The organism is Paraburkholderia sp. PGU19 (assembly GCF_013426915.1).
Taxonomy (GTDB): Bacteria; Pseudomonadota; Gammaproteobacteria; order Burkholderiales; family Burkholderiaceae; genus Paraburkholderia.
The window spans coordinates 1,788,856-1,810,030 of record NZ_AP023181.1; the positions used below are offsets into that span (position 1 = coordinate 1,788,856).

The 21,175-nt window shown below is 60.1% G+C and carries 21 protein-coding genes and 1 pseudogene; 13 read left to right on the forward strand and 9 right to left on the reverse strand.

Annotated features, from left to right (window positions below):
* The first annotated feature begins 148 nt into the window (after positions 1-148).
* Positions 149-1,696: a methyl-accepting chemotaxis protein gene (locus H1204_RS37705; protein ID WP_180733774.1), complete on the forward strand. Its 1,548-nt coding sequence runs from the start codon at positions 149-151 to the stop codon at positions 1,694-1,696.
* Between the two features lie 28 nt (positions 1,697-1,724).
* Here H1204_RS37705 and H1204_RS37710 read toward each other — a convergent pair whose 3' ends face one another.
* A complete protein-coding gene (locus H1204_RS37710) occupies positions 1,725-2,273 on the reverse strand; it encodes a hypothetical protein (RefSeq protein ID WP_180733775.1) in 549 nt (182 codons plus the stop codon).
* Between the two features lie 409 nt (positions 2,274-2,682).
* Here H1204_RS37710 and H1204_RS37715 point away from each other — a divergent pair, with 409 nt between their 5' ends.
* The 5 genes from H1204_RS37715 to H1204_RS37735 all read left to right on the forward strand — a co-directional run bounded on the left by H1204_RS37715 (position 2,683) and on the right by H1204_RS37735 (position 6,475).
* Complete coding sequence (locus H1204_RS37715; protein ID WP_180733776.1) at positions 2,683-3,534, forward strand: hypothetical protein; 852 nt, start codon at positions 2,683-2,685, stop codon at positions 3,532-3,534.
* A gap of 117 nt (positions 3,535-3,651) precedes the next feature.
* Entirely contained in the window at positions 3,652-4,089 is a 438-nt protein-coding gene (locus H1204_RS37720) for a hypothetical protein (protein ID WP_180733777.1), read from the forward strand.
* A 99-nt stretch (positions 4,090-4,188) separates the two neighbouring features.
* The gene (locus H1204_RS37725) at positions 4,189-4,671 is read left to right on the forward strand and encodes a hypothetical protein (RefSeq protein ID WP_180733778.1); all 483 of its coding nucleotides are present in this window, start codon (positions 4,189-4,191) and stop codon (positions 4,669-4,671) included.
* 465 nt (positions 4,672-5,136) lie between these two features.
* Positions 5,137-5,352, forward strand: coding sequence for a cupin domain-containing protein (locus tag H1204_RS53030; RefSeq protein WP_346015766.1), 216 nt, complete (start codon positions 5,137-5,139; stop codon positions 5,350-5,352).
* Positions 5,353-5,773: 421 nt separating this feature from the next.
* Positions 5,774-6,475: a TetR family transcriptional regulator gene (locus H1204_RS37735; protein ID WP_180733779.1), complete on the forward strand. Its 702-nt coding sequence runs from the start codon at positions 5,774-5,776 to the stop codon at positions 6,473-6,475.
* A gap of 393 nt (positions 6,476-6,868) precedes the next feature.
* Here H1204_RS37735 and H1204_RS37740 read toward each other — a convergent pair whose 3' ends face one another.
* Positions 6,869-7,099 (reverse strand): hypothetical protein, encoded by a 231-nt coding sequence (locus H1204_RS37740; RefSeq protein ID WP_180733780.1) that lies wholly within the window; start codon positions 7,097-7,099, stop codon positions 6,869-6,871.
* Between the two features lie 424 nt (positions 7,100-7,523).
* On the reverse strand, positions 7,524-7,727 hold the full coding sequence (locus H1204_RS37745) for a cold-shock protein (RefSeq protein WP_180733781.1): 204 nt from the start codon (positions 7,725-7,727) through the stop codon (positions 7,524-7,526).
* Positions 7,728-8,504: 777 nt separating this feature from the next.
* On the opposite strand from H1204_RS37745, the gene H1204_RS37750 reads away from it, so the two are divergent.
* Positions 8,505-8,786: a hypothetical protein gene (locus tag H1204_RS37750; protein WP_243468847.1), complete on the forward strand. Its 282-nt coding sequence runs from the start codon at positions 8,505-8,507 to the stop codon at positions 8,784-8,786.
* 108 nt (positions 8,787-8,894) lie between these two features.
* Positions 8,895-9,227: a hypothetical protein gene (locus H1204_RS37755; RefSeq protein WP_243468848.1), complete on the forward strand. Its 333-nt coding sequence runs from the start codon at positions 8,895-8,897 to the stop codon at positions 9,225-9,227.
* A 114-nt stretch (positions 9,228-9,341) separates the two neighbouring features.
* On the opposite strand, the gene H1204_RS37760 is transcribed toward H1204_RS37755, so the two are convergent.
* Positions 9,342-9,830, reverse strand: a complete 489-nt coding sequence (locus tag H1204_RS37760; RefSeq protein WP_180735175.1) for a phasin family protein — start codon at positions 9,828-9,830, stop codon at positions 9,342-9,344.
* Positions 9,831-9,964: 134 nt separating this feature from the next.
* Here H1204_RS37760 and H1204_RS51885 point away from each other — a divergent pair, with 134 nt between their 5' ends.
* The 4 genes and pseudogenes from H1204_RS51885 to H1204_RS51890 all read left to right on the forward strand — a co-directional run bounded on the left by H1204_RS51885 (position 9,965) and on the right by H1204_RS51890 (position 12,550).
* Positions 9,965-10,213 (forward strand): hypothetical protein, encoded by a 249-nt coding sequence (locus tag H1204_RS51885; RefSeq protein WP_243468849.1) that lies wholly within the window; start codon positions 9,965-9,967, stop codon positions 10,211-10,213.
* A 294-nt stretch (positions 10,214-10,507) separates the two neighbouring features.
* On the forward strand, positions 10,508-11,002 hold the full coding sequence (locus tag H1204_RS37765; protein WP_180733783.1) for a cytochrome b/b6 domain-containing protein: 495 nt from the start codon (positions 10,508-10,510) through the stop codon (positions 11,000-11,002).
* 421 nt (positions 11,003-11,423) lie between these two features.
* Positions 11,424-12,119, forward strand: coding sequence for a glycine zipper 2TM domain-containing protein (locus H1204_RS37770; protein WP_180733784.1), 696 nt, complete (start codon positions 11,424-11,426; stop codon positions 12,117-12,119).
* 150 nt (positions 12,120-12,269) lie between these two features.
* A pseudogene (locus H1204_RS51890) lies at positions 12,270-12,550 on the forward strand (hypothetical protein).
* A 307-nt stretch (positions 12,551-12,857) separates the two neighbouring features.
* Here H1204_RS51890 and H1204_RS37775 read toward each other — a convergent pair.
* From H1204_RS37775 to H1204_RS37795, 5 genes are all read right to left on the reverse strand, one after another.
* Positions 12,858-13,619: a phosphatase PAP2 family protein gene (locus H1204_RS37775; protein WP_180733785.1), complete on the reverse strand. Its 762-nt coding sequence runs from the start codon at positions 13,617-13,619 to the stop codon at positions 12,858-12,860.
* Complete coding sequence (locus tag H1204_RS37780; RefSeq protein ID WP_180733786.1) at positions 13,616-14,824, reverse strand: MFS transporter; 1,209 nt, start codon at positions 14,822-14,824, stop codon at positions 13,616-13,618. The genes H1204_RS37775 and H1204_RS37780 overlap by 4 nt, the downstream gene beginning before the upstream one ends.
* A gap of 110 nt (positions 14,825-14,934) precedes the next feature.
* The gene (locus H1204_RS37785) at positions 14,935-17,970 is read right to left on the reverse strand and encodes an efflux RND transporter permease subunit (RefSeq protein WP_180733787.1); all 3,036 of its coding nucleotides are present in this window, start codon (positions 17,968-17,970) and stop codon (positions 14,935-14,937) included.
* A gap of 21 nt (positions 17,971-17,991) precedes the next feature.
* Entirely contained in the window at positions 17,992-19,029 is a 1,038-nt protein-coding gene (locus H1204_RS37790; protein WP_180733788.1) for an efflux RND transporter periplasmic adaptor subunit, read from the reverse strand.
* On the reverse strand, positions 19,026-20,189 hold the full coding sequence (locus tag H1204_RS37795) for a TolC family protein (protein WP_180733789.1): 1,164 nt from the start codon (positions 20,187-20,189) through the stop codon (positions 19,026-19,028). The genes H1204_RS37790 and H1204_RS37795 overlap by 4 nt, the downstream gene beginning before the upstream one ends.
* A gap of 303 nt (positions 20,190-20,492) precedes the next feature.
* Here H1204_RS37795 and H1204_RS37800 point away from each other — a divergent pair, with 303 nt between their 5' ends.
* Positions 20,493-21,167, forward strand: a complete 675-nt coding sequence (locus H1204_RS37800) for a response regulator transcription factor (protein ID WP_180733790.1) — start codon at positions 20,493-20,495, stop codon at positions 21,165-21,167.
* Positions 21,168-21,175: the final 8 nt, after the last annotated feature.

A 21,175-nucleotide genomic window follows, 5' to 3' on the forward strand; every position in this document is an offset into this window, starting at 1 on the left:
GCACCGCTTTGATGCCTCGCGTCACAAAAGTTTCATTTAAGAATTTTTGACGCCGGCCGTAAAAGAGGCGCGTTCCCGAGATGGGAAACGCGCCTTAAATCACGTCTCTGCACTTCATGTGCATAGCGCACTCCCAGTTAGGCCCCCAATGCGCAAGCTCACCGTTAAAACTCGCCTCCTGATACTGACCCTGGCGGTCGCTGTCGTTTCTCTCGGAATCGGAGCGGCCGGTCTGGTAGGCGTATCAAATTCGATTCAAGCACTGCAGCAGATGTACGACGTACGCGCAAAGGCGCTTCAGGCGATATCGACAATCAACGAGCTGGTCACCGAGGCAAGCTTTTCAGTAAGTGACGCCATCCTCGACCCGTCGGCTCAGAAGACGCAGTTGGTTGCCTCGGGCACTGCCGGTCGCATTGAGCAGGTTGACGGGCTTATGAAGCAGTACGTTGCTGGCAGCGAATCGGCCGACGAGCGCAAGCGCGCGGAAGCGTTTGCGTCCAACTGGAACACATTGCGAGACAAGGGCCTTCAACCCGCTGTCCAGCTGCTCAACGCCAACAACCTTTCCGAAGCACAGTGGGTACAGACCCAGACAATCGACCCAGTCTCCAAGACTGTGAAGTCTCAAGGTGCTGAACTGCGCAAAATGGAACTTGCTGTCGCGCAGTCCGAATACGAGCTTGCTCGCAAGACCGGACGTGTCGTCGAAGTATTTGTGGCTTCCTTCATCGTCGGTGGATTGCTTGTTGTTGCAGTCCTGTGCGCATCGATGGCACGAAGCCTGTTCCGCGAACTTGGAGGAGAGCCTAACGTTGCTGCTGAAGTTGCAAATCGGGTTGCCGCCGGCGACCTCTCGGTGGAGGTGCCTGTCAAGCGTGACGACACTCGCAGTGTGCTCTTTGCGATGAAAACGATGCGGGAGCGACTCGCATCGATGATTGGCGAGATTCGCAACTCGACCGAAACCATCGCAGAGGCCAGCAACGGGATTGCCTCGGGTAACGGGACCCTCGCGACCAGAACCGAAGAGCATGCGGCCAGCATCCAGCAGACGTCTGCCAGCATGGAACAGCTCGCGTCAATGGTAAAGGCTAATGCCGAACATGCGGTTCAGGCGCGTACGCTCGCGGGCATTGCCTCTGAGAAAGCTGCCGATGGCGACCGTGCGGCCAGGGATGCGGCCGAGCGCATGACCGCACTCGCGCAACGTTCTGCACGTGTCCGTGAAATCACGTCGGTCATCGAAGGCATTGCCTTCCAGACAAACCTGCTTGCGCTGAATGCTGCGGTGGAGGCTGCGCGTGCAGGCAGTCAGGGACGTGGCTTTGCAGTGGTTGCGCAGGAGGTTCGTGCGCTTGCAGAGCGTAGTTCGAGTGCCGCGAAGGAAATCGATTTGCTCATCAACGAGATGACGACCGAGGTAGACCTGAGTGGTGTCGCGGTCGACGCGGCCGGAAAGACCATCGTAGACCTGCTCGGCTCCGTCAGAGGCGTCGTGGACCTTGTCGACTCGATTGCCGAAGCAACGCAAGAACAGAGTTCAGGTATCGACCAGGTCAACGCTGCAATCATGGTAATGGACCGCGTGACCCAGCAGAATGCCGCTTTTGTGCAGGAGGGAGCGCAAGCAGCAACCGCGCTAAAATCACAAGCGGAAACCCTGCGCTCGGTCGTTCGGTCGTTCCAGCTTTAATCCGCGTCCACCATTTCAGGTTAGCTGCTCATGCGGTAGGTCGCACGAGAAAGCGCCAGTTGTGCGTGGCCATCTCGTTCGCAAACCACGCCGATAAATTGAGAACGGACGGCCTGTCGGGTTCCCGGGGGCCCGGGTAGTCCATGCGCCCACCGCCCAGCGCAATGCTCATCGCGCTCAGGCGGGGCAGCAGTTCACCTTCGAAGAAGATGCGCGCAAGCGACGCCCAGTAATTGTCGTCGGCACGTCGCTCGGCCTTGCTAACCAGTCGCTCGACGCTCAGCTGCAGACGTTCCATTTCAGCGTGCAGCGTTTGCGGCGTGAAGCTCTGTCCTGTTTTAAGGAAATGGGCGATTAGGCCGGGCTGGACGCTTTCCAGCCTTTGCAGCAGTCCCCGGACGTCCAGAAGATGCTGCGTCTGCCCGTGTTCGTCGAGAATCTCAAGGGCAAATGTACCGTCTTCGGCAAATGCCAGACCGGACTTCTGCTGTTTGAGCTCCTGCGAACGTAGCTCTCGCAGCCGGACAACGTCCTTGCCCGGCAGATTGAGGTCAAAGACCAGTGGCTCCGATGTCACGCGTGTTCTCCAGTAACGCGACGAATGTAGTGTACCGTTCCGCCGGCGTTGAAGACACTCCTTCGCGCGCACGACGACTCGCCGCTTTGCACGCGTTCTCGCAACGCGGCCAACCGTTCCTCGCACCCGGAAAACGGCCCATAAGCCTCAACAGGGTTTTCGCGGGTTAGCACTCACGCGAGGCTAGGGCGCGACGGCACTTTTCATCGCATCTTGAATCGGGCGCGCCGAAGCACTAGAAGCCTTTGTTTTGGCTGTCGACCGGCAAAACTTGCCGGCGGATGTCCCGAGGTGCCGGCCATCGCCCGGAATGGCGCGACTTTCACCCGCTTATCCCGCCATTGACCTGGCCGTGTGGGCCGTACAGTTTCTCCAGCGGGTTCGCCTCTTCACGGGCAAGGAGTCTGCCATGAGCACGAAGGTCGATACGGGATTCAGGTTCGTCGCGCATCAGATGCACCCCATCACCGCGATGATGGAGGCGGTCAAAAGCGGCATCGAACAGCTGCAGCGCAGGCGCTATCTCGCTGCCTATGCGAGCATTCTCGTTTCGATGCTCGACCGGACCCAATTGGCGCGAGAGGCTGGGCACTCACGAGGCATGGTGATGGCGATGCCGGGCCCGCTGGTGCGGGAAGCGATTCTCAGGCGGCAGGCCCGCGCCCGCGTTGCCGGCCAACGCGACCCGGCCGTGGACATTGGTGTGGTTCTTAGGTGCTGGCATTCGCAACTGCTCGACCGCATCATCGGCTACGTAGCCGGCGCGTTCGGTCAGGAAATCCTTGGCCTGCTGAAAGATGCGGGCATTGCGACTGGGTATGCGTTCTGGACCAGTGGCGCCCGGGACGACATGGTTTCGCCTCAGGAGTGGTCGCAACGTCGGGCGGCTTGGCACCAGGCGCTCACTGGCCAGTCGGGGGAGCGCATTGAGTTCTGCTACGACGCCGAATCGATGGACCTGTTGTGCGCGTGGTCCGAACTTGAGCCCTATGTGCCGTCGCTCGAATCCCGTGCCCGGGAGCTGGCGGAGCCGGCCCTGTTCTCGCGCTGGTACGAATCCCTGCCGCTGGAGGGCGACGACGGCGACCATGTCTGGAAGCGCCATGTGCAGTTCCGGAGCCTCCTGCGCGACGACCATGCGATAAAGGCCGCGCTCGCTGCGGATATCGAACGGCTCAAACCGCAACTGCTGACGGGCGGCCCACTCGATGCGGCGCGCCGTCGCGAGCAGCTGGTGCTGCTGCCGGCCGGCTTCGCGTAGGCGTCAGTCACGCCACGCTCAGGGTCAAACGTCGACAATGGCGGTCAAATTTTTCCTCCGAAACGCAACGCGAGCGGCGATAGACTGAGACATCCGCATGCGTCCCGGGAGCTGAGCATGACCTCACAAACCTGCCGCCGCATTGACCTCGCGCGCGAGCAGCTGGAGATGGCGCTCGACGCGTTCCTGGAGCTCCATCGCTTTGCCTCGGCCATCACCCTGGCCAGCGCGGCCGAACGTGTACTGGGCCAAGCGCTGCTGAACAAGGGGCAACAGGCCGGCGTGGACTGGAAGTTCGATGCGGCCGACCTGGCGCACACGAAGCTGCACGGCCGGCCGCTGGACCGCAAGACGTTCAATGACGCGGACAACTGTGTAGCCAACGCACTGCGGCATTTTGACAAGGCCGATGCGCCGGACTTCGAGGCCGACCTCGAGGAGGCCGCGTGCTGGATGCTGGTGCGGGCCTGCGAGAATGCACACCGGCTCGGGCTGACCGTGCAGGGCTTCGACGCGTTCAACGACTGGTTCTACCAGCATACCGTCGGCGTCTGAGCACGGGGCGGCCCGAAGAACAACAACTTCAGAACGGTCACTTCGCGATAACGCGGCAGACGTTTTCTAACGAAGAGCGTATGAACCATAAGGAAGGAGTTGACCGCCGCCGCAATCGCGACCTGCCTCGCGTTGGTAACCGTCGGCGCTCTGGCTGGAACTGTTGATGTCGACTACAGGAATGCGACCTTCCGCATCGACAATGAAGACGTGAAATTGTCGAACGGCGAGCGAGCGGTACCGGCCGCACCTGGCTCGGCGACGCAGCACGTGACGCGTGTGTTCGGCAAGCCCGTCGGTGGCCGGCTTGACTCGAAGCCTGCTGTCGCGGTATTCCTGGTCGACGAACCAGGCGGTAGCGGCATCTTCAACTATGTAGCGGTGGCATTCAGTGACTGCAGTAAGACCAACGCGGTCTTCCTTGGCGACCGCATCGTACCGCGGTCGATTGTGTTCCATGGCCGCTCCATCGTCGTCACCTATCTGGACCGAAAACTGGACGAACCCATGGCCGCCATACCCAAGGTGAAAAAGAGCATGACGCTTGGCTTTGGTTCCAAGACCTGTCAGCTCGCCAAGTAACAACACGGCCGTGGCGGTCCTCGATTTCGGCTACTCGCCGCCGTGTATCTATCGCCGCGGCGACGGGCCGACGGTCGACCGGACCATCTGCGTTGCTCACCGCCCACAGTTTCGCGTGCGATTCGCCGCCGCCGGACACCGCGCAGCGACTGAAGCGTCCAGGAAGCTGAGAGCCGAAATCCCGGCCTTACCTTTTCTTCCGTCGCCTATAGTGATTGCCATGGGCGGGACGGATACGCGAGTTGATGACGGGAGGTGTGCAATGGAAACAACCTCACCGAGGGCGAAAGTGGGTCGAGTTGTTCGTGGTGGGGCCAGCTACATGTCCCAGCAGGGCTCCGTGCATGCGCCCGGTATCAGCAAGGAAACGGTGGGGTCCGAGGTTCTTTACCTGGGCGTGGTGTCCGTGCCGCCCGGGGCAGAACCAGAGCTCACATTCACGAACACCATGACACCGCGCATTACATGCTAAGCGGCGACGAAATCGAGTTCTATACGGGCGAGGAACTGGAAGACCGGCAGGTGGTGCGCCCCGGTGATTACATCTTCACACCGGCCGGCGTGGTCCATGTCGCCGTCAACCGCAGCCCGACCCCCGCCGTCTTCGTCGTCGCCCGCAATGAGCCGGCAGCGCGAGAATGCGAGGTCATGCGTCCGGAACTCGACGCCAGGGTGCCGTGAGCGGGGTGTGATGCGGGCGAGGGACAGTCAGGGTTTCGCACCGCTAGCGATGCGGCTGAGTCAGCGTGCCGGCGGCTGCCCCGAGTGCGCTCGACAGCGGAGCTGCAGCGTGACAGGACGTCTGATGGGTCAGCATACGCAGGCAGGCCTGCTGCCAGGTCACCAAGCGCGGCGAAGAAGTCAGCCACCGGAAGCAAGGCAATCTCATGCAACCGGCCCAGCACGGCCGAGTCGGCACACTCTGCCGCAAGTTCCTTCCGCAGCATCTCGAACACCGTGAAGACCGCGTCTGCGTGGTTAGCGTAATTTCGTTTGTCCATTGGCGCTCTCTCTCCGGGAAAGCGGCATTTTACAGCCCGGCGGAGACGCGCATAATGGCTGCGTCACTTAAGCTTTCCACTACAAAGATGGAGCGCCGACAATGAACGAATCCAAAGTGAAAAGAGACCCCGAGGGCACGCGCCGGCGCATTCTGGAGGCCGCGACGCAACAGTTCTCAACGCACGGGCTCGCCGGGGCGCGCGTCGACGCAATCGCCGCCGCCGCCGGCACGAACGAGCGGATGCTTTACTACTACTTCGAAAGCAAGGAAGGGCTGTACGTCGCTGTCCTCGAGGCCATGTACGTGGAGTTTGCGACTCATGAAGTGAGCCCGGACCTGTCGGGGCTGCCACCCGCGGACGCCATTCGGGCGCTTGCACTCTCCATATGGGATTACTTTAGGGCAAACCCCCAGTGGCTGCACCTCATCAACAACGAAAATCTGCACGGAGGGCAATATCTCGAGCGCTCGGCGAAACTGCGAGCGGCCAGTTCGCCGGTGATTAGCTTGTTGAGCGCAACCTTGGCGCGTGGCGCAACTGCAGGGGAATTCCGGGCCGATGTAGACGCGCTGGATTTCTACGTGACCCTGGTCGCAATGGGCTATTACGTGGTGTCCAACCGGTTCACCCTGAAGGCGTTTGTCGGGCGGGACTACTCGGCGCCGTCTGCCGTCGAGGCAGTGTCCGCGATGCAGGTCGAGATGCTGCTGTCGTTTTTGAGGCCAGCATCGGTAGTCACATCACTCTATCCTGCGGGCGCTGGAGCTGGTGCACGAGAAGACGGGGCTAGAATAAACTGACCGTAAATGACTATTACGATTTTGTTGTCGAGCTCAAACGATAGGCCCACTCAATAAAGTTTTGGCTCGCTCCGGAACGTCTCGCTTCGCGCTAGCGACGCCGAGTCCAATGAGCGGAACCGCGTCGTCCCGCTCGAATCGGCACGTTCTGCGTGTTGCTCTTTCGGCTTCCATCATCACGTGCGTAAACCAAAGAAGGCTCTTCGGCTGACCCGCTTGCGCCGAACGGGCCGGCTGAGAATTGCATGCAGGAAGTCGTGAATTCGTCCGCTATTGCGCAGCCGTTAGGTGGCGACGCTGCCGCGCCCGGCGAGCGTTACTTCGTGATTGCTTTCGAGCGCGACGGCTGCGGGCGCCTTGCGCGAGGTCCGTCGCAGAGAGCGATGGATTCCATTAGCGCAACGGCCGGTCTCTCTTCTCAACCAATGCATCAAAGGCTTCCCGTGCGTCCTTCAGTTCTTGCATGGCAGCAGCAAACCGCGCCAGCTCGAGCGTCGACGGTTGTTCATCGGCGGCCTGCGTGTAGTGCGCCTCCAACCGCTGCGACACTGCCTGTACTTCGCGCGCAGCGCTCACCACGCGCTCAAGAGCCGATGCTTCCGCCGAGACCTTCTTTTCCTTCATCTACGTTCCTGCGAACAAACACACTGCAAACCTACGCTGAGTTCGGTCACTACACAACCTCGCGGGTCGTGTGCGGCGACAGTTACATTATTACCTCGCAAACTCCGCTGCGGTCAATGCTATCGGTGCGCCAGCCGACTTGAGCGTTCGCCATTCAGCCGCGCCCGTAATGCGATGTCGCCCGCCGGCGAACGCTTTCGTTGTGTGCGCATCATTGAAGCCGGCTGGCAATCAGAAATGTTGCTCGAGTGCCGAGCGGCGAAACCTGCGTTTTCGCCAAGCGACTCGCAACGTTTAAGCTGCATTCGGTAGCGTGTGCTGGATGGCCACCTTGTCTATGAGCGGCTGAAGACGCTGAACGCGAAGGCAAATGGCCCGCGAAGGGCAGGCCATTCGTTGAGAGGAAGGCGAGCGTTCGGAGCTGTCAGGCCGGCTTGATATTTGCGGCCTGCTTGCCCTTCGGGCCCATCTTCACGTCGAAGCTTACCTTCTGGTTCTCCTGCAGCGACTTGAAGCCCTCGCTCTTGATTTCAGAGAAGTGGGCGAACAGGTCTTCGCCACCGTCATCCGGAGTAATGAAGCCGAAGCCCTTTGCATCGTTGAACCACTTCACTGTGCCAGTTGCCATTTTTAATCCTGTAAATGTTGAGAGTCGCATTCGCGATTGTGGTATCGCACGGCGCGACCAGCGACGGACGAGTTTGCACCACGGCTAGATGAAACGTGCCAACCACCGTGTCCACGGATAACGTATGGCCTAATACATTACGGTAACCCAGACTATGACCCGGCAAGCGTAGCGCACCAGCAGGGACCGCTGTGCGTTATGCGATGCGCATTTCGCAGTCGCTCGCCTCGTGACCGTTCAGCGCCAGCAGCATCGCCAGAGCTTCGGTGGGCATCGGCACTGTCATCGACCAGAAGGATGCGAGACCCGGACCTTGATTTCCCCGGTAGCGTTGAACAGTATCGGTACGTGGACGATGGCTGTTTCTGCAGCTATCTGAGACGGTGTGGGTGAGTAAAGCCTTGTTGTGACATGCCGCGCGTTTCGTGAGACGATGATGCCGTTACAGCGGGGCTCAGTTTGTTGGTGCCTCGCAATACATCTGTTCCCGCACGGGCACTTGCGTCACGCGCAACCGACTAGACCGTCAGTAGGTAGCGTCACAACAAGCATGGTCGACTTACACAATTTGGGCAAGCCTATAAAGCGCAACCTCTCCATGATTGGAAGCGATGTCCGCGCCCCTCGACACGGCACCACGATTCGGTAGTCATCTGTAGCTGATTCGATGTGCTCACGCGCCGACCGCTTTTGAGCCAGACTTTCTGATGAGGTGTTCCTGTGACGACAACTTCAGGCTCGCACGCTGGCCGACAACGACGGGAGCCGGAGGCGCTGGTGACACTGGCCGAATATCTCGAGCTGCCCCTTCGAAAGGGAGCGAGCCTCATCATGATGCAACAATGCGATGACGTCTGTGGAATGTACGTTGGTAATGCCGCAGAAGGACAGGCGGATTTGACTTTCTACGGAACGGTTGCTGCAACAATTGCCAGGGGAATTCTTCGGCTGACGAAGGTTGGACGGAACCGGATAGAAATCGCAGGGCGAGAGTATTACTTCGTTCGAAGCCTCACGCACTTCGAGGACCGGGGCGCAGTGGTATTCGCTCCTGCATAGACTTCAGAAAAGCAAGCCGGACACAGACCGGGTGCTTATGGCAGAGCGGCGGAAGCCTGCCAGGGACGACATGCTCGGTGAACCTGTTCTACAGGGCGGCATATCGCGGTGACCTTTAAATCGGGTGACGGAACACCACACCAGACGCCGGAGTCGCTGCTGACCCTGGCCGAGTATCTCGAGCTCTCGCTCGATTTGGGCGGGAGTCTCATCATGATGCGGCCGCGTTTCCAGGCATGTGCGATGTATGTCAAAATCCCGGCTGGCCCGAAGGAGGATTTGCGAAGCTGCGGGATGATTGAGGAAGTGCTCGCTGATGAGATTCTCCAGTTGACACATGTAGGCATAAACCACTTGGAAATCGATGGGCAGGCATATCGCTTCGTCCGGAGCTTCGCACACATTGCACGCCATGGTGCCGTTGTGTTCGCGCCAGTGTAGCGCTCCCGATACTTGTCACATGATGTTTCCCAAAGACTGACTCAGGCACAAGGGCACCTTTTCGGGGAGCGTCGCATTGAGCCCTGTTGAGGCTGGAAACTCCTTCCGGGCGCTCTAGGAGGAGCGGAGCGCTTCCAACCATAAAAAGACTCCCATCCAATTTGATGGCTTTGATGGCTCAACGAAGTCTTCGAAAGACGAAGAAGTTAGAGACATCTTTAGAGAATAGCTCTTATATTGGACGGCATGATTCGGTTTAGGCAGCGGCCGCTTTATCTCACAACGGTCCCGGTCCGCGCGCAATTTCGACCGGGTACTGGTAGTGGTACGCGTCGAACAACCGTGTCGCCAGTACGACTGCGCTTCTTCCATCGCGGCTTGCGCCCGCTTTGCCTGCAATATGAATAGCTCCTGTGGGTCCACCTTGGTTGACAAAGCCATGCTAGCGATAGCCTGATTTTCGGCGAGCGTCGCTTTGACTGCACGCAGTTTCAGCTCAGTCAGCTTTTCGATGCAGCCAAATGCCTTGGTCCACGCGTCGGACAGCGTTTCGAAACGGGCTCTCTGTGAAGCAACCGCTTGTTCACGAGAAAGACTACTCACTACAACCAAGACTACTCATTACAACCTCCGTGGTTAAAGTAGCGTGAAGTCCCGGAGCCACTCGATGGAACCATGAACACCGCTACGGAATCTGGTCACGCAGCAAGGCCTGCCTCACCTTGCGGGAGAAATCAATGCAGAAAAGCCGGAGCCTTCGAGTGACCGCGCAGTTGGGCGATGCGGAAATGTCCGCAGAGTACTGCGAGCAAACCGGGCGTCTTTGCATTCTGCAGGAGGGAGTCCTCTTACGCGAGTGGTTTCCACCAAATTCGTGGATTGCTATTGCGTCGGTCGCTGGCGCTCGCCATTGGGGAACACGCCCCCACTCGGAAGAGCTCCGCGCCTTGCTTGAGAGTCAGATGTCATTGTTGCGTGCTGGTTAGATGCGATTCGGTTGAACGTCCGAACATTGGCATTCTCGATGTCACAGACTCGCCAACATATTCGACGCAACTTGTGTAAAACGCGCGGGGTTCGCGTAAGCACGCCATGACGCTAGCTGGCTCTCCGCAGGGGTGGGCTAAGGAATCGCCTTTACGCAAGTGAGGCTGATAAGCCCGCTGCGCCGCTACCTGGGCGCGGCGTGAAGAAGCTTGGCCTGAAACTCAAGCTGCCGTCATATGAATACAGCGCGCAGAATACGACTACCACCGCTCGCCCGAGCCAGATACGATGCGATGTCGCGACTGCTTCATTGGATAACCCTCGGGCTGCTCGTCGTACAGTTTATGTTGGGCTGGCTTATGCCAGAGACCAACGACGTGAAGGTGCCATCGGGCGTGATTGCCTGGCATATTGGAGTTGGGACGTCTCTCCTCGTGATAGTCGTGGCCTGGTGCGTCCGAGCCGTGACGCGTGAGGCGCCCGAACCTACTGACCAATCTTACTGTGTTCGAGCCATCGCATCAGTAGTGCACATAGCGCTTTACGCGCTGTTGCTTCTCGTGCCGCTGCTCGGCTGGTTGAACGCGAGCGGCAGGGATTGGCCGGTTAAGATAGCTGGGACGTTGCACCTCCCGCAGATTGCCACGCCAGAATCACCCGGCGCATCTATCGGCGAGTGGCATAGCGCAAGCGCGACGATTCTTTTGGTGCTCATCGGGCTGCACGTCTTCGCCGTTCTCGTACATCAATTTGTATTAAAGGACCATCTGCTCGAGCGGATGCTGTAGTCCCGTGCTGGTTGACGTTCCCGTCACCAGATGAGCCGCTTCTACAGACCTAAAGTAACCGTTCGCGGCGCAATATCATAAGCATGCCTCAAGAACTGAAGCCTGCGGCCACTGTGACGACGCTGGCGCGACGTGAGGCATGCAACGACCCCCCGTGGCCGGCAATTGACGGGTCAACGAAATAACTCGCAGCCGCTGGCGAACTAAGGATGCGGTCGACCGCCTCGACCGCCGACGCGCGGAAATTCGTTCGCCTCTATCGCCGCTCCAGAGGCGGGTTACGGGCTGTTACAGAAGAAAGAAAACCGCCACGCCCCGGCCTCATTGCAAAGCACTACAACTGCTTACAAATCTCGTTGCCGTCAAGTGCACCGGATTGTCAGCTGCGGCGTTTTGGTGACACACATCAACGGAGCGCGACATGAGCACCAATCTGACTTCCAGTTCGTCGCAGCGTAGTCGTATCCATCCTTTGGTCGCAGGCGCGGCCGTGGCCTTCATCTTGGCCAGCGCCACGGGTATTGCGGCGATGACCGGAATTCTTCCGACATCCCGCGCGGTGACAGCGCCTCCGACGCAAGCTGTGCCGGTTGTGGCTCAAATCGCCAGCGCGCCGGTCACTTCGCCGCAACCGAAGTCGGAGCAACGCGTCACGCGTGAGGAGGCGCCGACCCAGCCGCGTGTCCATCATCACCGTAGCGCGCCGGTCGAGCAGTCTCCGAGGTATGCGAACAACGGAACCTATGAAAGTCAGGCACAACCCGCGAAACGGCCTGTCGCCGTTGACCCGAATGCTGGCGAAGTTGTCGCCGTCAATACAGTCCAGGAACCCGAGCCGACGACGGGGCTCGGAGCCGTAGGCGGTGCTGTTGCTGGCGGGCTGTTGGGAAATCAGGTCGGTGGGGGACGCGGTCGTGTTCTGGCAACGATTGCCGGCGCGGTCGGTGGTGGGCTTGCGGGCAATGGCATCGAGCATGCGGTGCGCAAGTCTACGACCTACCAGGTGCAGGTCAGAATGCAGGACGGCAGCTACCGGAACTTCACCTACTCGACACAGCCTCCGGTTCAGGTCGGTGAACGTGTCCGTGTCTCGGGCGACTCCCTGACCGCGTCGTAAGCATGGTCGGAACCGGCAGTATCACAGCGGGTTACTGCCGGTTACAGTTTTGACATTGCCGCCGCTCCCGCTTCCGCGCGCAACCCGTAAAATCCGCGTCGTTCGCCATTGTTTGGCGCCCGCCAGAAACGAGCAGGACAGGAGAACACCATGAAACACGCTACGCTTTTTCTGGCAGTCGGCCTTTCCGCTGCGTGCGCATCGAGCGCGGCGTTCGCTCACGCGGACATCGGAGTTTATCTGGGTGTGCCAGGACCAGTCTATGTCGCCCCCCTTCTGTCGTGTACGAGGAGCCACCAGTGGTCTACGCGCCAGCTCCGGTCTACGGCTACGGTTACCGCTACGAAGGGGACTACGGCGACGAGCGCCGGTGGCATGACCACGGTCGCCACCGTGGATGGGAGCATCATCACCATGACGAAGACGACTGATTCACCGAAGCCTGCTCCAGATAGCGTCTGAATGCCCGCGGACGGGAATTGACGCGCACCCACATTGCTGCTCATCCTGTCAGCTCAACCTCAAGCCCATTCCGAATCCAGCGCCCCTTTGCGTTCGGCGCCGTTGACACACACAGCCACTTGCCGCCGTGTTTCGCCTGCCATCTCTGCACAAAACCGATTTCGTCGTGCTGGCGTTGAAGGTGTTTTTGGCCAACCGCTTCAGCTCGGAAGGTCAAGCAGGCGCAACGCACCTGTCTTCGCTGTCTGTCGCCGCACGCAAGCGGTTATCAAAAAGCTACCTCGGCGCGTAGAGAGACAGGTCGATACCGTGCTGCATGATGATGTGGACCATCGCACTGACGACAAACGTAACGAACGACGCTACCCCCAGGGAGGAAGCGTCTCTCTGATTTTCATCACCAAGGTGGTGAAACACGGCCGCTGTCGCTATCCATGCCACGCCGAAGCTGAGGCCCGCGAGCACGTCTGAGAACCAGTGAGCGCCCAGGTAAAGACGTGAAAACGAGATGAGGAGAATGAACAGAGCCGTGACAGTCGCAATGCGTCGCCGTGCGACATTGCCCCAGGCGCGCGCAACGAAGAACGCAAGAAAGCCATAGGTGACGACGCTTAGCGTCGCATGGTTGCTGGGAAAGGAGAATCCCTGCACGCCCTCGTACATCGAAGACGGTCGCGCTCGGCGCATGAAAAACTTCAGCGTCACGACGAAGAGCTGTGCGAACACGACCGCCGAAATCCAGTAAGCAGCGCTTCGCAGCCTCCGTTGCCAAATAAGCCACGCAAGGACGACGAGAATGACCGGGACGGTGACGGCTGCATCGCCCAGCTCTGAGGCGGCAACCATAAGGGAATCGAATAGCGGGAAGCGAATTGTTTGCAACGCGGCGTGAATCTTGACGTCGACGGCGACGAGCGGGTCCCCGCTAATGACATCCTCCAGTACGCCGAGGAAGAGCCAGGCGCCACCAATCGCAAGCACGGCGGCCACGAGCAGGTTACGCGCGCCAATGCGCTCAAAGAGCAGACGCCAGTTCACGTTTTACCCCTGAGCATCGTCGTACTGGTCGCAAGCGCAAACAGCGTCGCGATACAGAATCCGGCCCCAGCATAAAACGTCGTGCTCGCGCCAAACTGGTCCCAGAGTTCGCCGGCCACGACACTCGCAACAAGCATCGCCAGCCCGCTCATCAGGTTGAAGAAACCGAAGGCAGTGCCTTTCAGCTCGGGTGGCGCCGATTGCGCAACCATGGTCGCCAGCAGGCCCTGTGTCAGCCCCATATGCAGCCCCCAAAGGGCCACGCCGATTATCACGACTGGCCACGAGTTTCCGTGAGCGAGCACGATGTCAGACGCGATAAGCATGACCAGGCCCACGGACAGCAGCTTCGTGTGGCTCATTGCGTCGGCCAGTTTCCCGAACGGATACGCTGAAAGCGCATACACGACATTCATTGCGACCAGGACGAGGGGAACCAGCGCTATCGGAACCCCGGCCTGCATTGCGCGCAGCACGAGGAATGCTTCACTGAACCGCGCGAGCGTGAAGACTGCGCCGACGCCGACCACCCCCCAGTATCCGCGCGAGAGTTTCTTCAGGTTATCGCGCGTGACTGGATTGACGCGTTTCGCTTCCGGCTGCCGTGCGGGTTCCCTGATACCGAGAACCAGTAACGCAACGGCAATGAGCCCGGGCACCACGGCCACCCAGAACACCAGACGGAAGTCGTCGGCCCACAGCAGCATCAATACAACCGCAAGCAAGGGCCCAAGAAATGCGCCGACCGTATCGAGTGACTGTCGGAGGCCATAAGCCGCGCCACGCAGGTGCACAGGTGTGATGTCGGCCACAAGCGCGTCGCGCGGTGCACCCCGAATACCCTTGCCGATGCGGTCGACTACACGCACGGTCAGCACGAAGCCGGCCGTGGGCGCGAGCGCAAATAGCGGTTTGCTCAGCGCACCAAGGCCGTATCCAATGACAGCGAGCCATTTGCGATTACCCAGGTAGTCGCTCAGTGCGCCGGAAAACACCTTGACGATGGGGGCCGCCGCCTCGGCAACGCCTTCAATCAGGCCCACCATCACGGCGCTCGCGCCGAGACTCGTCACGAGGAACATGGGCAGAAGGCTGTGGATGATTTCCGACGAGATGTCCATGAACATGCTCACGAAGCCGAGCATCCAGACGCCGCGCGGGATTTGACGGAGCGTACCGGGCCGCTCGGTGGAATCAGTCTGCACGTGTCCTCTGTTCAGTGAAGAGCCGCCTCGACGCACATTGTCGCGCATTCATGCAACAGAACGGTGAAGCGAGACGGCCTGCTGCCAGGCATCCTGGGCGTCGACCCGGCCTATGATGCCTTTTGGAGCTGGCGCTCGCGCCTGTACACATAGAGCGCCGGCAGCAAATTGGTGCTGAGCAGGCCGCTCCAGACCAGCCCGCCCAGCGTAACGATGGCCAACCCCTGTTCGGGCGCTGCACCTTTGCCGAAGCCTAGTGCCGTCGGCAAGAGGCCTAGGGATGCTGTCAGGACTGTCAGCAAAATCGGCCGGAACCGCACCTCGACCGCATCGCGCACGGCGTCGACCACGGACAAGCCCTGCGCTTCGTTTCGCTTCACCAGTTGCAGCAACACGATGCCATGGTTCAAGCTCACCCCAATCAGGGTAAGAAATGCAATCAGACCGATGGCGTTGAGACCGACACCACTCACCGCCAAAGCGATTGCACCACCCGAGAACGCCAGCGGCATTTGCAACAAAAGCAGTCCCGGAACAAGCAGCCCATCGAATTGCAGCGTCAGGATGCCCAGCATCAGCGCGAGTGCAACGACCGCCGCCACGCCCACGTTAAGTGCTGCTCGCTCGAGCTGGGGATACAGGCCGCCGAACTTCACTTCGTACCCTGCCGGCAACGCAAGCGTTGCGAGCGCCTGCCTGGAAGCAGAAATCACCTGCCCGAGGGGGGCAGTCGGGGTCGCAAGTATCTCGACCGCACGCAGTCCGTTCAAATGCCGGATGACGTTGGGTCCGGTCGCCATGCGGACGTCGGCAACCTGGCCTAACGCGACCCAGCCGCTCGCCATGATGGGAAGCTGATTGAGCTGCTCGATGGACAGGTGCGCCGGGTCGGCCAGTCTCACAAACACGTCCAGGTGGCCATTGCCCTCAGGAACGGTAGCGACGGTTTGACCAGCCAGCAGGATGTGTAACTGGGCGAAAAGCAACGCCGGCGTGATGCCGTGAAGCGCGAGGCCGTCAGGATTCGGTGTAATTCGCAGTTCGGTAATGGGATAACCGTCGTTGTTGAATACGTCCGACAGGTCGGACACGCTTGTCAGTCGATGCGTGACTTCCGTCGAGAGCGACTGCAAGGTTTCAATGGAATCGCCATAGACATCGATTACGAATGGTTGCGGTAATCCTGAAAGTGTCTCGCCAACCCGTTCGAGCGTCGGTGTTCCAATCACAGTCTGGACGGCGGGAAGCTTCGACGCGTCCAGAATCTGCTTGCCGATTTTGTCGAGACTGCTCGCGTTCACATCGGGCTTCAGCGCAATCTGAATCTCACCCGCATATGCAGGCTCGGTGTAGGACGTCCCCGACGCAGAGCCAACACGCGAGAACACGTGTGCCACAGGTTCGAGACCGAGTAATCGCTGTGTGATGCGGTCGGAAGCATCCTGGGCATCACGCAGTGACGTTCCAGGGGGCAGCGTAAAGCTTTCGAGCAACACGGCCTCGTTCGGCAGTGGCAGGAAATCGACCGGCACCAGCAGAAGTCCAGCCACGGAGACCGCGAAAATGGCTACACAAGACCACAGCGAGACCCGTGGACGACGTAGTGCAAAGTCAAACAGGCGCAGATTCTGGCTCTTGAGCCACCCGACCGCACGCGAACCCGATGTGGCGCGTTTCTCGATATGAGGCCCGATGAATCCCAGCACGAGCGGAATCAGGCTCAACGAAATGAGCAGCGATGCAATCAGGCTGACTGTCATCGCGACAGAGAACGGGACAAAGAACAGCCCCGCCAGGCCACCCACGAACACGAGCGGCAGGAACACCGCGACGGTGGTCATCGTCCCGGAAATGTCAGGACCAGCGATGTCGCGCAACCCTCGCGCAACACCCTCCCACCGGCCGTCGCCAGCCTCCCATCGATGGTAGATGCTCTCCAGCACAATGATGGCGTCATCGGCGAGCAGGCCTACCGCGACTGACAGGGCGCCGAACGTCAGCAGATTCAGTGTCTGTCCCATCAGGTACAGCCCTGCTATACCGAGCAGCAGCGAGAGCGGGATACTCAACGCAAGGGCCCATATTCCGCGACTCGCGCCGAGCATCCAGAACAGGACGCCCACCGCGAGCACGGCCCCTATGGCGAGATTCCTGGTCAGGTCGGCAGCGACGACGCCGACAATATGCCCCTGACTGTAGATGCGCACGAAGCGTGCGCCGCCGGGCAACTGAGGTTCGAGCTCCCGCAGTGTTTTATCAACCTCGCCGACGACCGGTAGCGTCGATGCGCCGGGCTGCTTGAACACAATGAGCGCGATGGTAGGCCTGTTGTCGAGTTTGACCGTATGGTGCGACGGAAGCGCAGTCCGGACAACGTCCGCAATCGAGCCTAGTGGAATACTGTTCCCGGCAGTTGCGACAGGCACGCGGGCATACTCGGAAGGCTTCGTCGGCAGACTTCTGCCTTCCACGAAAACGTCCTGGTGTCCGAGGTGTACGTATCCGCTCGGCACCATTGCAGTCGTGGCATCGAGCGATGCCACGAGCGATGATGCAGAGACATTGAAACGCTGTAGCTTCCCAAGGTCAGGGCGCACCCATATCGCATCCGCTCCGGGTCCGGCGACCGACACACGTTGCACGCCCGGGACCGCCCGGATACGCGGCGCAAGATTTGACTCGATGATGCGCTGCACCTGTGACGCATCCACGCCGTCCGGAACCTGGATTGCGTAGTCGGCAACCTCGTTTATCGCGTTGCCGGAGATTTCCGTCGTCAGGCTTGTGCCTTTCGGCAGCGCACCGTTAATGCGCCCGACGACACCGTTGACTTCCTGCAACGCGCTTGCAGCGGTGGTGCCTTCCACGAATCGCGCTTCAATCTTGACGGAACCCTGGCTCACCACTGTCCGCACGTCGCTCAATGACGAGAGCGACGACAGTTCGGCTTCGATGGGCCGCGCAATCAGCCCCTCCAGGTCCAGAGTCGTAGCTCCGGGCAGTTGGGCTACAACGCTCACCTGTGGCAGGTTGAACTGCGGCAGGACCTCGGCGTGGATATTGAGGAGCGCATAGATGCCGTAGGCAATCAGCGCTGCATACAGCATGACCCAGAGCAGCGGCCGCTTGACGATATCTTTCAGCATGTTCTTGTTGGCAGGGCGGCGTCAATCAGCTTGCTGGTAGCGCGTCGCGAAGTCCTGATGAAAGAGAAGATACGAGTCCTGCGTCACGACCCGCTCACCTGGCGCGAGTCCTTGCCTGATTGACGTCCAGCCACCGTCGGATAGACCCGGAATCACCTGGCGTCGGCGGCTACCGCTTCTGTCACGCACCAGTACCCACCATTGACCGGCGTCGAGAATGAGCGCAGTGGATGGAATGGCCAACCGTTTGTCGTCAGATGTGGTCAAAGAGACCGTGCCGACCGTTCCCGGCACAAGCGCGGTTCCCTGTACGGCATTGAGCCAGACTTCCAGTTGACCGGGCGTGGTAACGCTCCACGACACGCGCTCCACGACCACGTCGATGGGCGCATTCGCACCCTCGGCAAGAAAGCCCCCTTTTTTTCCGGCAGCAACCGATGAGGCATTGCTTCCATACAGATTCGCCACTACGTAAAGCCCACGCGTGGGGACCACAGTTACCAGCGCCTGGCCGGCACTCGCGTATTGACCATCGGCCGCATTGACCGCAGTCACCACACCCGGCTCCGGCGCGCTAATCACGGCGAGGCTCGCGTAGTTCCGCGAGGCCGACTGCGCCGCTACGAGTTGCTGATGTGCAGCATCGAGTTCGGCGCGCACGCGGATAACGGCGTCGCGCGTGCTGAGTTGCTCATCGAGCTTTTGCTGTTCGATGGCGACGGCCTGGGTTGCCGCAGCCACCCGAATCTGGGCCGACTTCAGGTCGGCCGCAAGGCGCTCACTATCGGTTGATACGGTGGGCCCCGTCAGATGCGCAATCGCTTGCCCGGTCCGCACCGTTTCACCGGGGAGAACGCGCAAGCCGGAGATGACGCCTGCCGTGGGCGCGCTGAGCACGGTGTTGGATGCTGCCTGCACGCGTGCGGGCGCCGAGAATGTCGTTACGACGCGCTTCTCTACGGCAGGCATCGTCACGATGTCCTGGGCGAACGCGGGATAACCCGGCACGGACCAAGTACCAATGACTGCGGCAAGGAGAATCAAGCGGGTCGAATTCACTGAAGGTCCTTGTTTAGCGGTTGGTGGTCAATGGCGCTCACGCCAATCAGGGTGCAGAGTTCGACCTGCTGCTGAAGTACAGAATTCGCGAGCTTCGTTGTCGCAATGCGTTGATTCAGCAGCCGCGATTCAAGGTCGGCCAATGCGGGCAGTGTGACGTCACCAGTGCCGAACGCAACACGCGCCTGTTTCACCGACGCTTCGAGTTCCGCCTCCATCGATTGCGCATTGCGAAGCTGGTCACCCAGCAGGCTCAGCTCCGAACTGATGCCGTCGACAGCCGTGTACGCGTCGTCGAGTCGTTGGCTGTATTCCTGATAGAGACTCTCCCGAGTGGCCTTCTCGACCGCAATGTTTCCCCGGTTGCCATTGAACAGGGGAAGCGTCACCGAAATGGACAGCCCTGAGGTGTAGATGGCCGACGTGTCCCGGCCGCGGGTGACGCCAATGTCGAGTCGCGGAAACTGCGCGAGGAGCGCCGCGCGATAGCGTTCGTCCTGTTCGGCATATCCCGCACGCAGTGCCAGCAAATCAGGACGACGCTGTCCGAGGTCGACGAGTGCATGCCCGATGGTGTCCTGCGGGACCTCATATGGCTCGGGCGCAGCAGCTAGCGTCAGGCGAGTCCCCGGGCGCAGCTCGAGCAGCGTATTAAGCTCCTGTCCTGCCTTGAGGTGCTCCTCTCGCAGCGTCCCCAACTGTTGCACGCTGTCGCGGTAGGCAGTTTCCGCTTGCACGGAGACATCTCGCGTCACGTCGGCGCGCGCGAGTGCCTTTTGCATTCGCTCAGTGACGCTTTTCTGATGGGTCACCAACTGCTCGACTTCGCTCTCGAGACGCTCGAGACTTACGTTGTTGACGTAGAGCGCATAGGCGTGGTTCGCGACCTGCCATTTTGTCCATTCCAGGGCGAGTTGCTGCTTCGCAAGGGCGTTGTCTGCCGCCCGCCTTTTCGCGGGACGGTCAACGAGTGCGGACACTTCATAGCTAAGCCCGACCATGAATGCGGGGACGAAGCCTTCCGCACCGGGGCGGTCAGTAGTGAAGCTGAGTGTCGGGTCCGGTAGCAGTCCATCCGCGTAGTTCCGGGCGGAGGCGATATCGAGTTCGCGTTGGGCACGATGGATATCCGGGCTATGCTTGAGCGCGCGTTCGACCACCTGGTCCACACTGAGTGGGGCGGCTGTTGACGCAATGTCATCAGGCCATTCAGGTGTGTCCGGAAGCGGCCTCGGTGCATATGCTGCGCAACCGTTCAACGCCACCGCGAGCGTGACAAGCACGACTCGGGCGGGTGCAAATACGCTGCCGCGTCGCCGACCAGTTGCGGGAATCCCGCTTTGCAACCTACTATCGTAAGCACCATGGGTCACGATGGATATCCGACGCAAAAAACGCTTCGGATACTAATCCACGAGACTTAGATTTGACTTAGCACGCTGCTTTTGGCCTTGGTGAAATGCATGAGAATTCTCCTTGTAGAAGATGACGAAATGATTGGCGATGCAATCGTCCAGGCATTGAAGGATGCGGCTTATGCGGTCGACTGGGTGTGCGACGGTGAGTCAGCGACGGGCGCATTGTTGTGTCGGGAGCACGATGTGATACTGCTGGACCTGAACCTACCGAAGCGCGATGGGATAGATTTGCTTCGCGAGATAAGAACGGGACGCAGCAAGCCCCCGGTAATTGTTCTGACGGCGCGCGACAGCGTTGCGGACAGAATCATCGGGCTCGACGCTGGTGCGGACGACTACCTTGTGAAGCCCTTCGAAATCGGCGAGCTACTCGCGCGCCTTCGGGCGGTGAGCCGACGACTCGGCAACCACGGCGATACCAGGATGACGAGTGGAAGCCTCACGCTGGACTCTGCTACGCATGTCGCGGTGTACGAAAGCGTCGAATGCCGGCTGACGAGTCGTGAGTTCGCCCTGTTGAGCGCGCTATTGATGAGGCCGGGAACCGTTCTGTCGCGAAGCGAGCTGGAACGGAAACTTTATGCTTGGCAGGAGCAGGTTGAAAGTAATGCTGTCGAAGTCGTGATTCACGGCATTCGGAAGAAGCTGGGCGCATCTGTCATTCGCAACGTGCGAGGTGTGGGATGGTTGGTAGACAAGGAAGACAATCACGCTCTCTGACGCTGCAA

Coding starts and splice junctions, on each gene's coding strand:
- H1204_RS37705 (WP_180733774.1), top strand. CDS start 149: ATGCGCAAGCTCACCGTTAAAACTCGCCTCCTGATACTGACCCTGGCG.
- H1204_RS37715 (WP_180733776.1), top strand. CDS start 2,683: ATGAGCACGAAGGTCGATACGGGATTCAGGTTCGTCGCGCATCAGATG.
- H1204_RS37720 (WP_180733777.1), top strand. CDS start 3,652: ATGACCTCACAAACCTGCCGCCGCATTGACCTCGCGCGCGAGCAGCTG.
- H1204_RS53030 (WP_346015766.1), top strand. CDS start 5,137: ATGCTAAGCGGCGACGAAATCGAGTTCTATACGGGCGAGGAACTGGAA.
- H1204_RS37735 (WP_180733779.1), top strand. CDS start 5,774: ATGAACGAATCCAAAGTGAAAAGAGACCCCGAGGGCACGCGCCGGCGC.
- H1204_RS37740 (WP_180733780.1), bottom strand. CDS start 7,099: ATGAAGGAAAAGAAGGTCTCGGCGGAAGCATCGGCTCTTGAGCGCGTG.
- H1204_RS37745 (WP_180733781.1), bottom strand. CDS start 7,727: ATGGCAACTGGCACAGTGAAGTGGTTCAACGATGCAAAGGGCTTCGGC.
- H1204_RS51885 (WP_243468849.1), top strand. CDS start 9,965: ATGCAGAAAAGCCGGAGCCTTCGAGTGACCGCGCAGTTGGGCGATGCG.
- H1204_RS37765 (WP_180733783.1), top strand. CDS start 10,508: ATGTCGCGACTGCTTCATTGGATAACCCTCGGGCTGCTCGTCGTACAG.
- H1204_RS37770 (WP_180733784.1), top strand. CDS start 11,424: ATGAGCACCAATCTGACTTCCAGTTCGTCGCAGCGTAGTCGTATCCAT.
- H1204_RS37785 (WP_180733787.1), bottom strand. CDS start 17,970: ATGCTGAAAGATATCGTCAAGCGGCCGCTGCTCTGGGTCATGCTGTAT.
- H1204_RS37800 (WP_180733790.1), top strand. CDS start 20,493: ATGAGAATTCTCCTTGTAGAAGATGACGAAATGATTGGCGATGCAATC.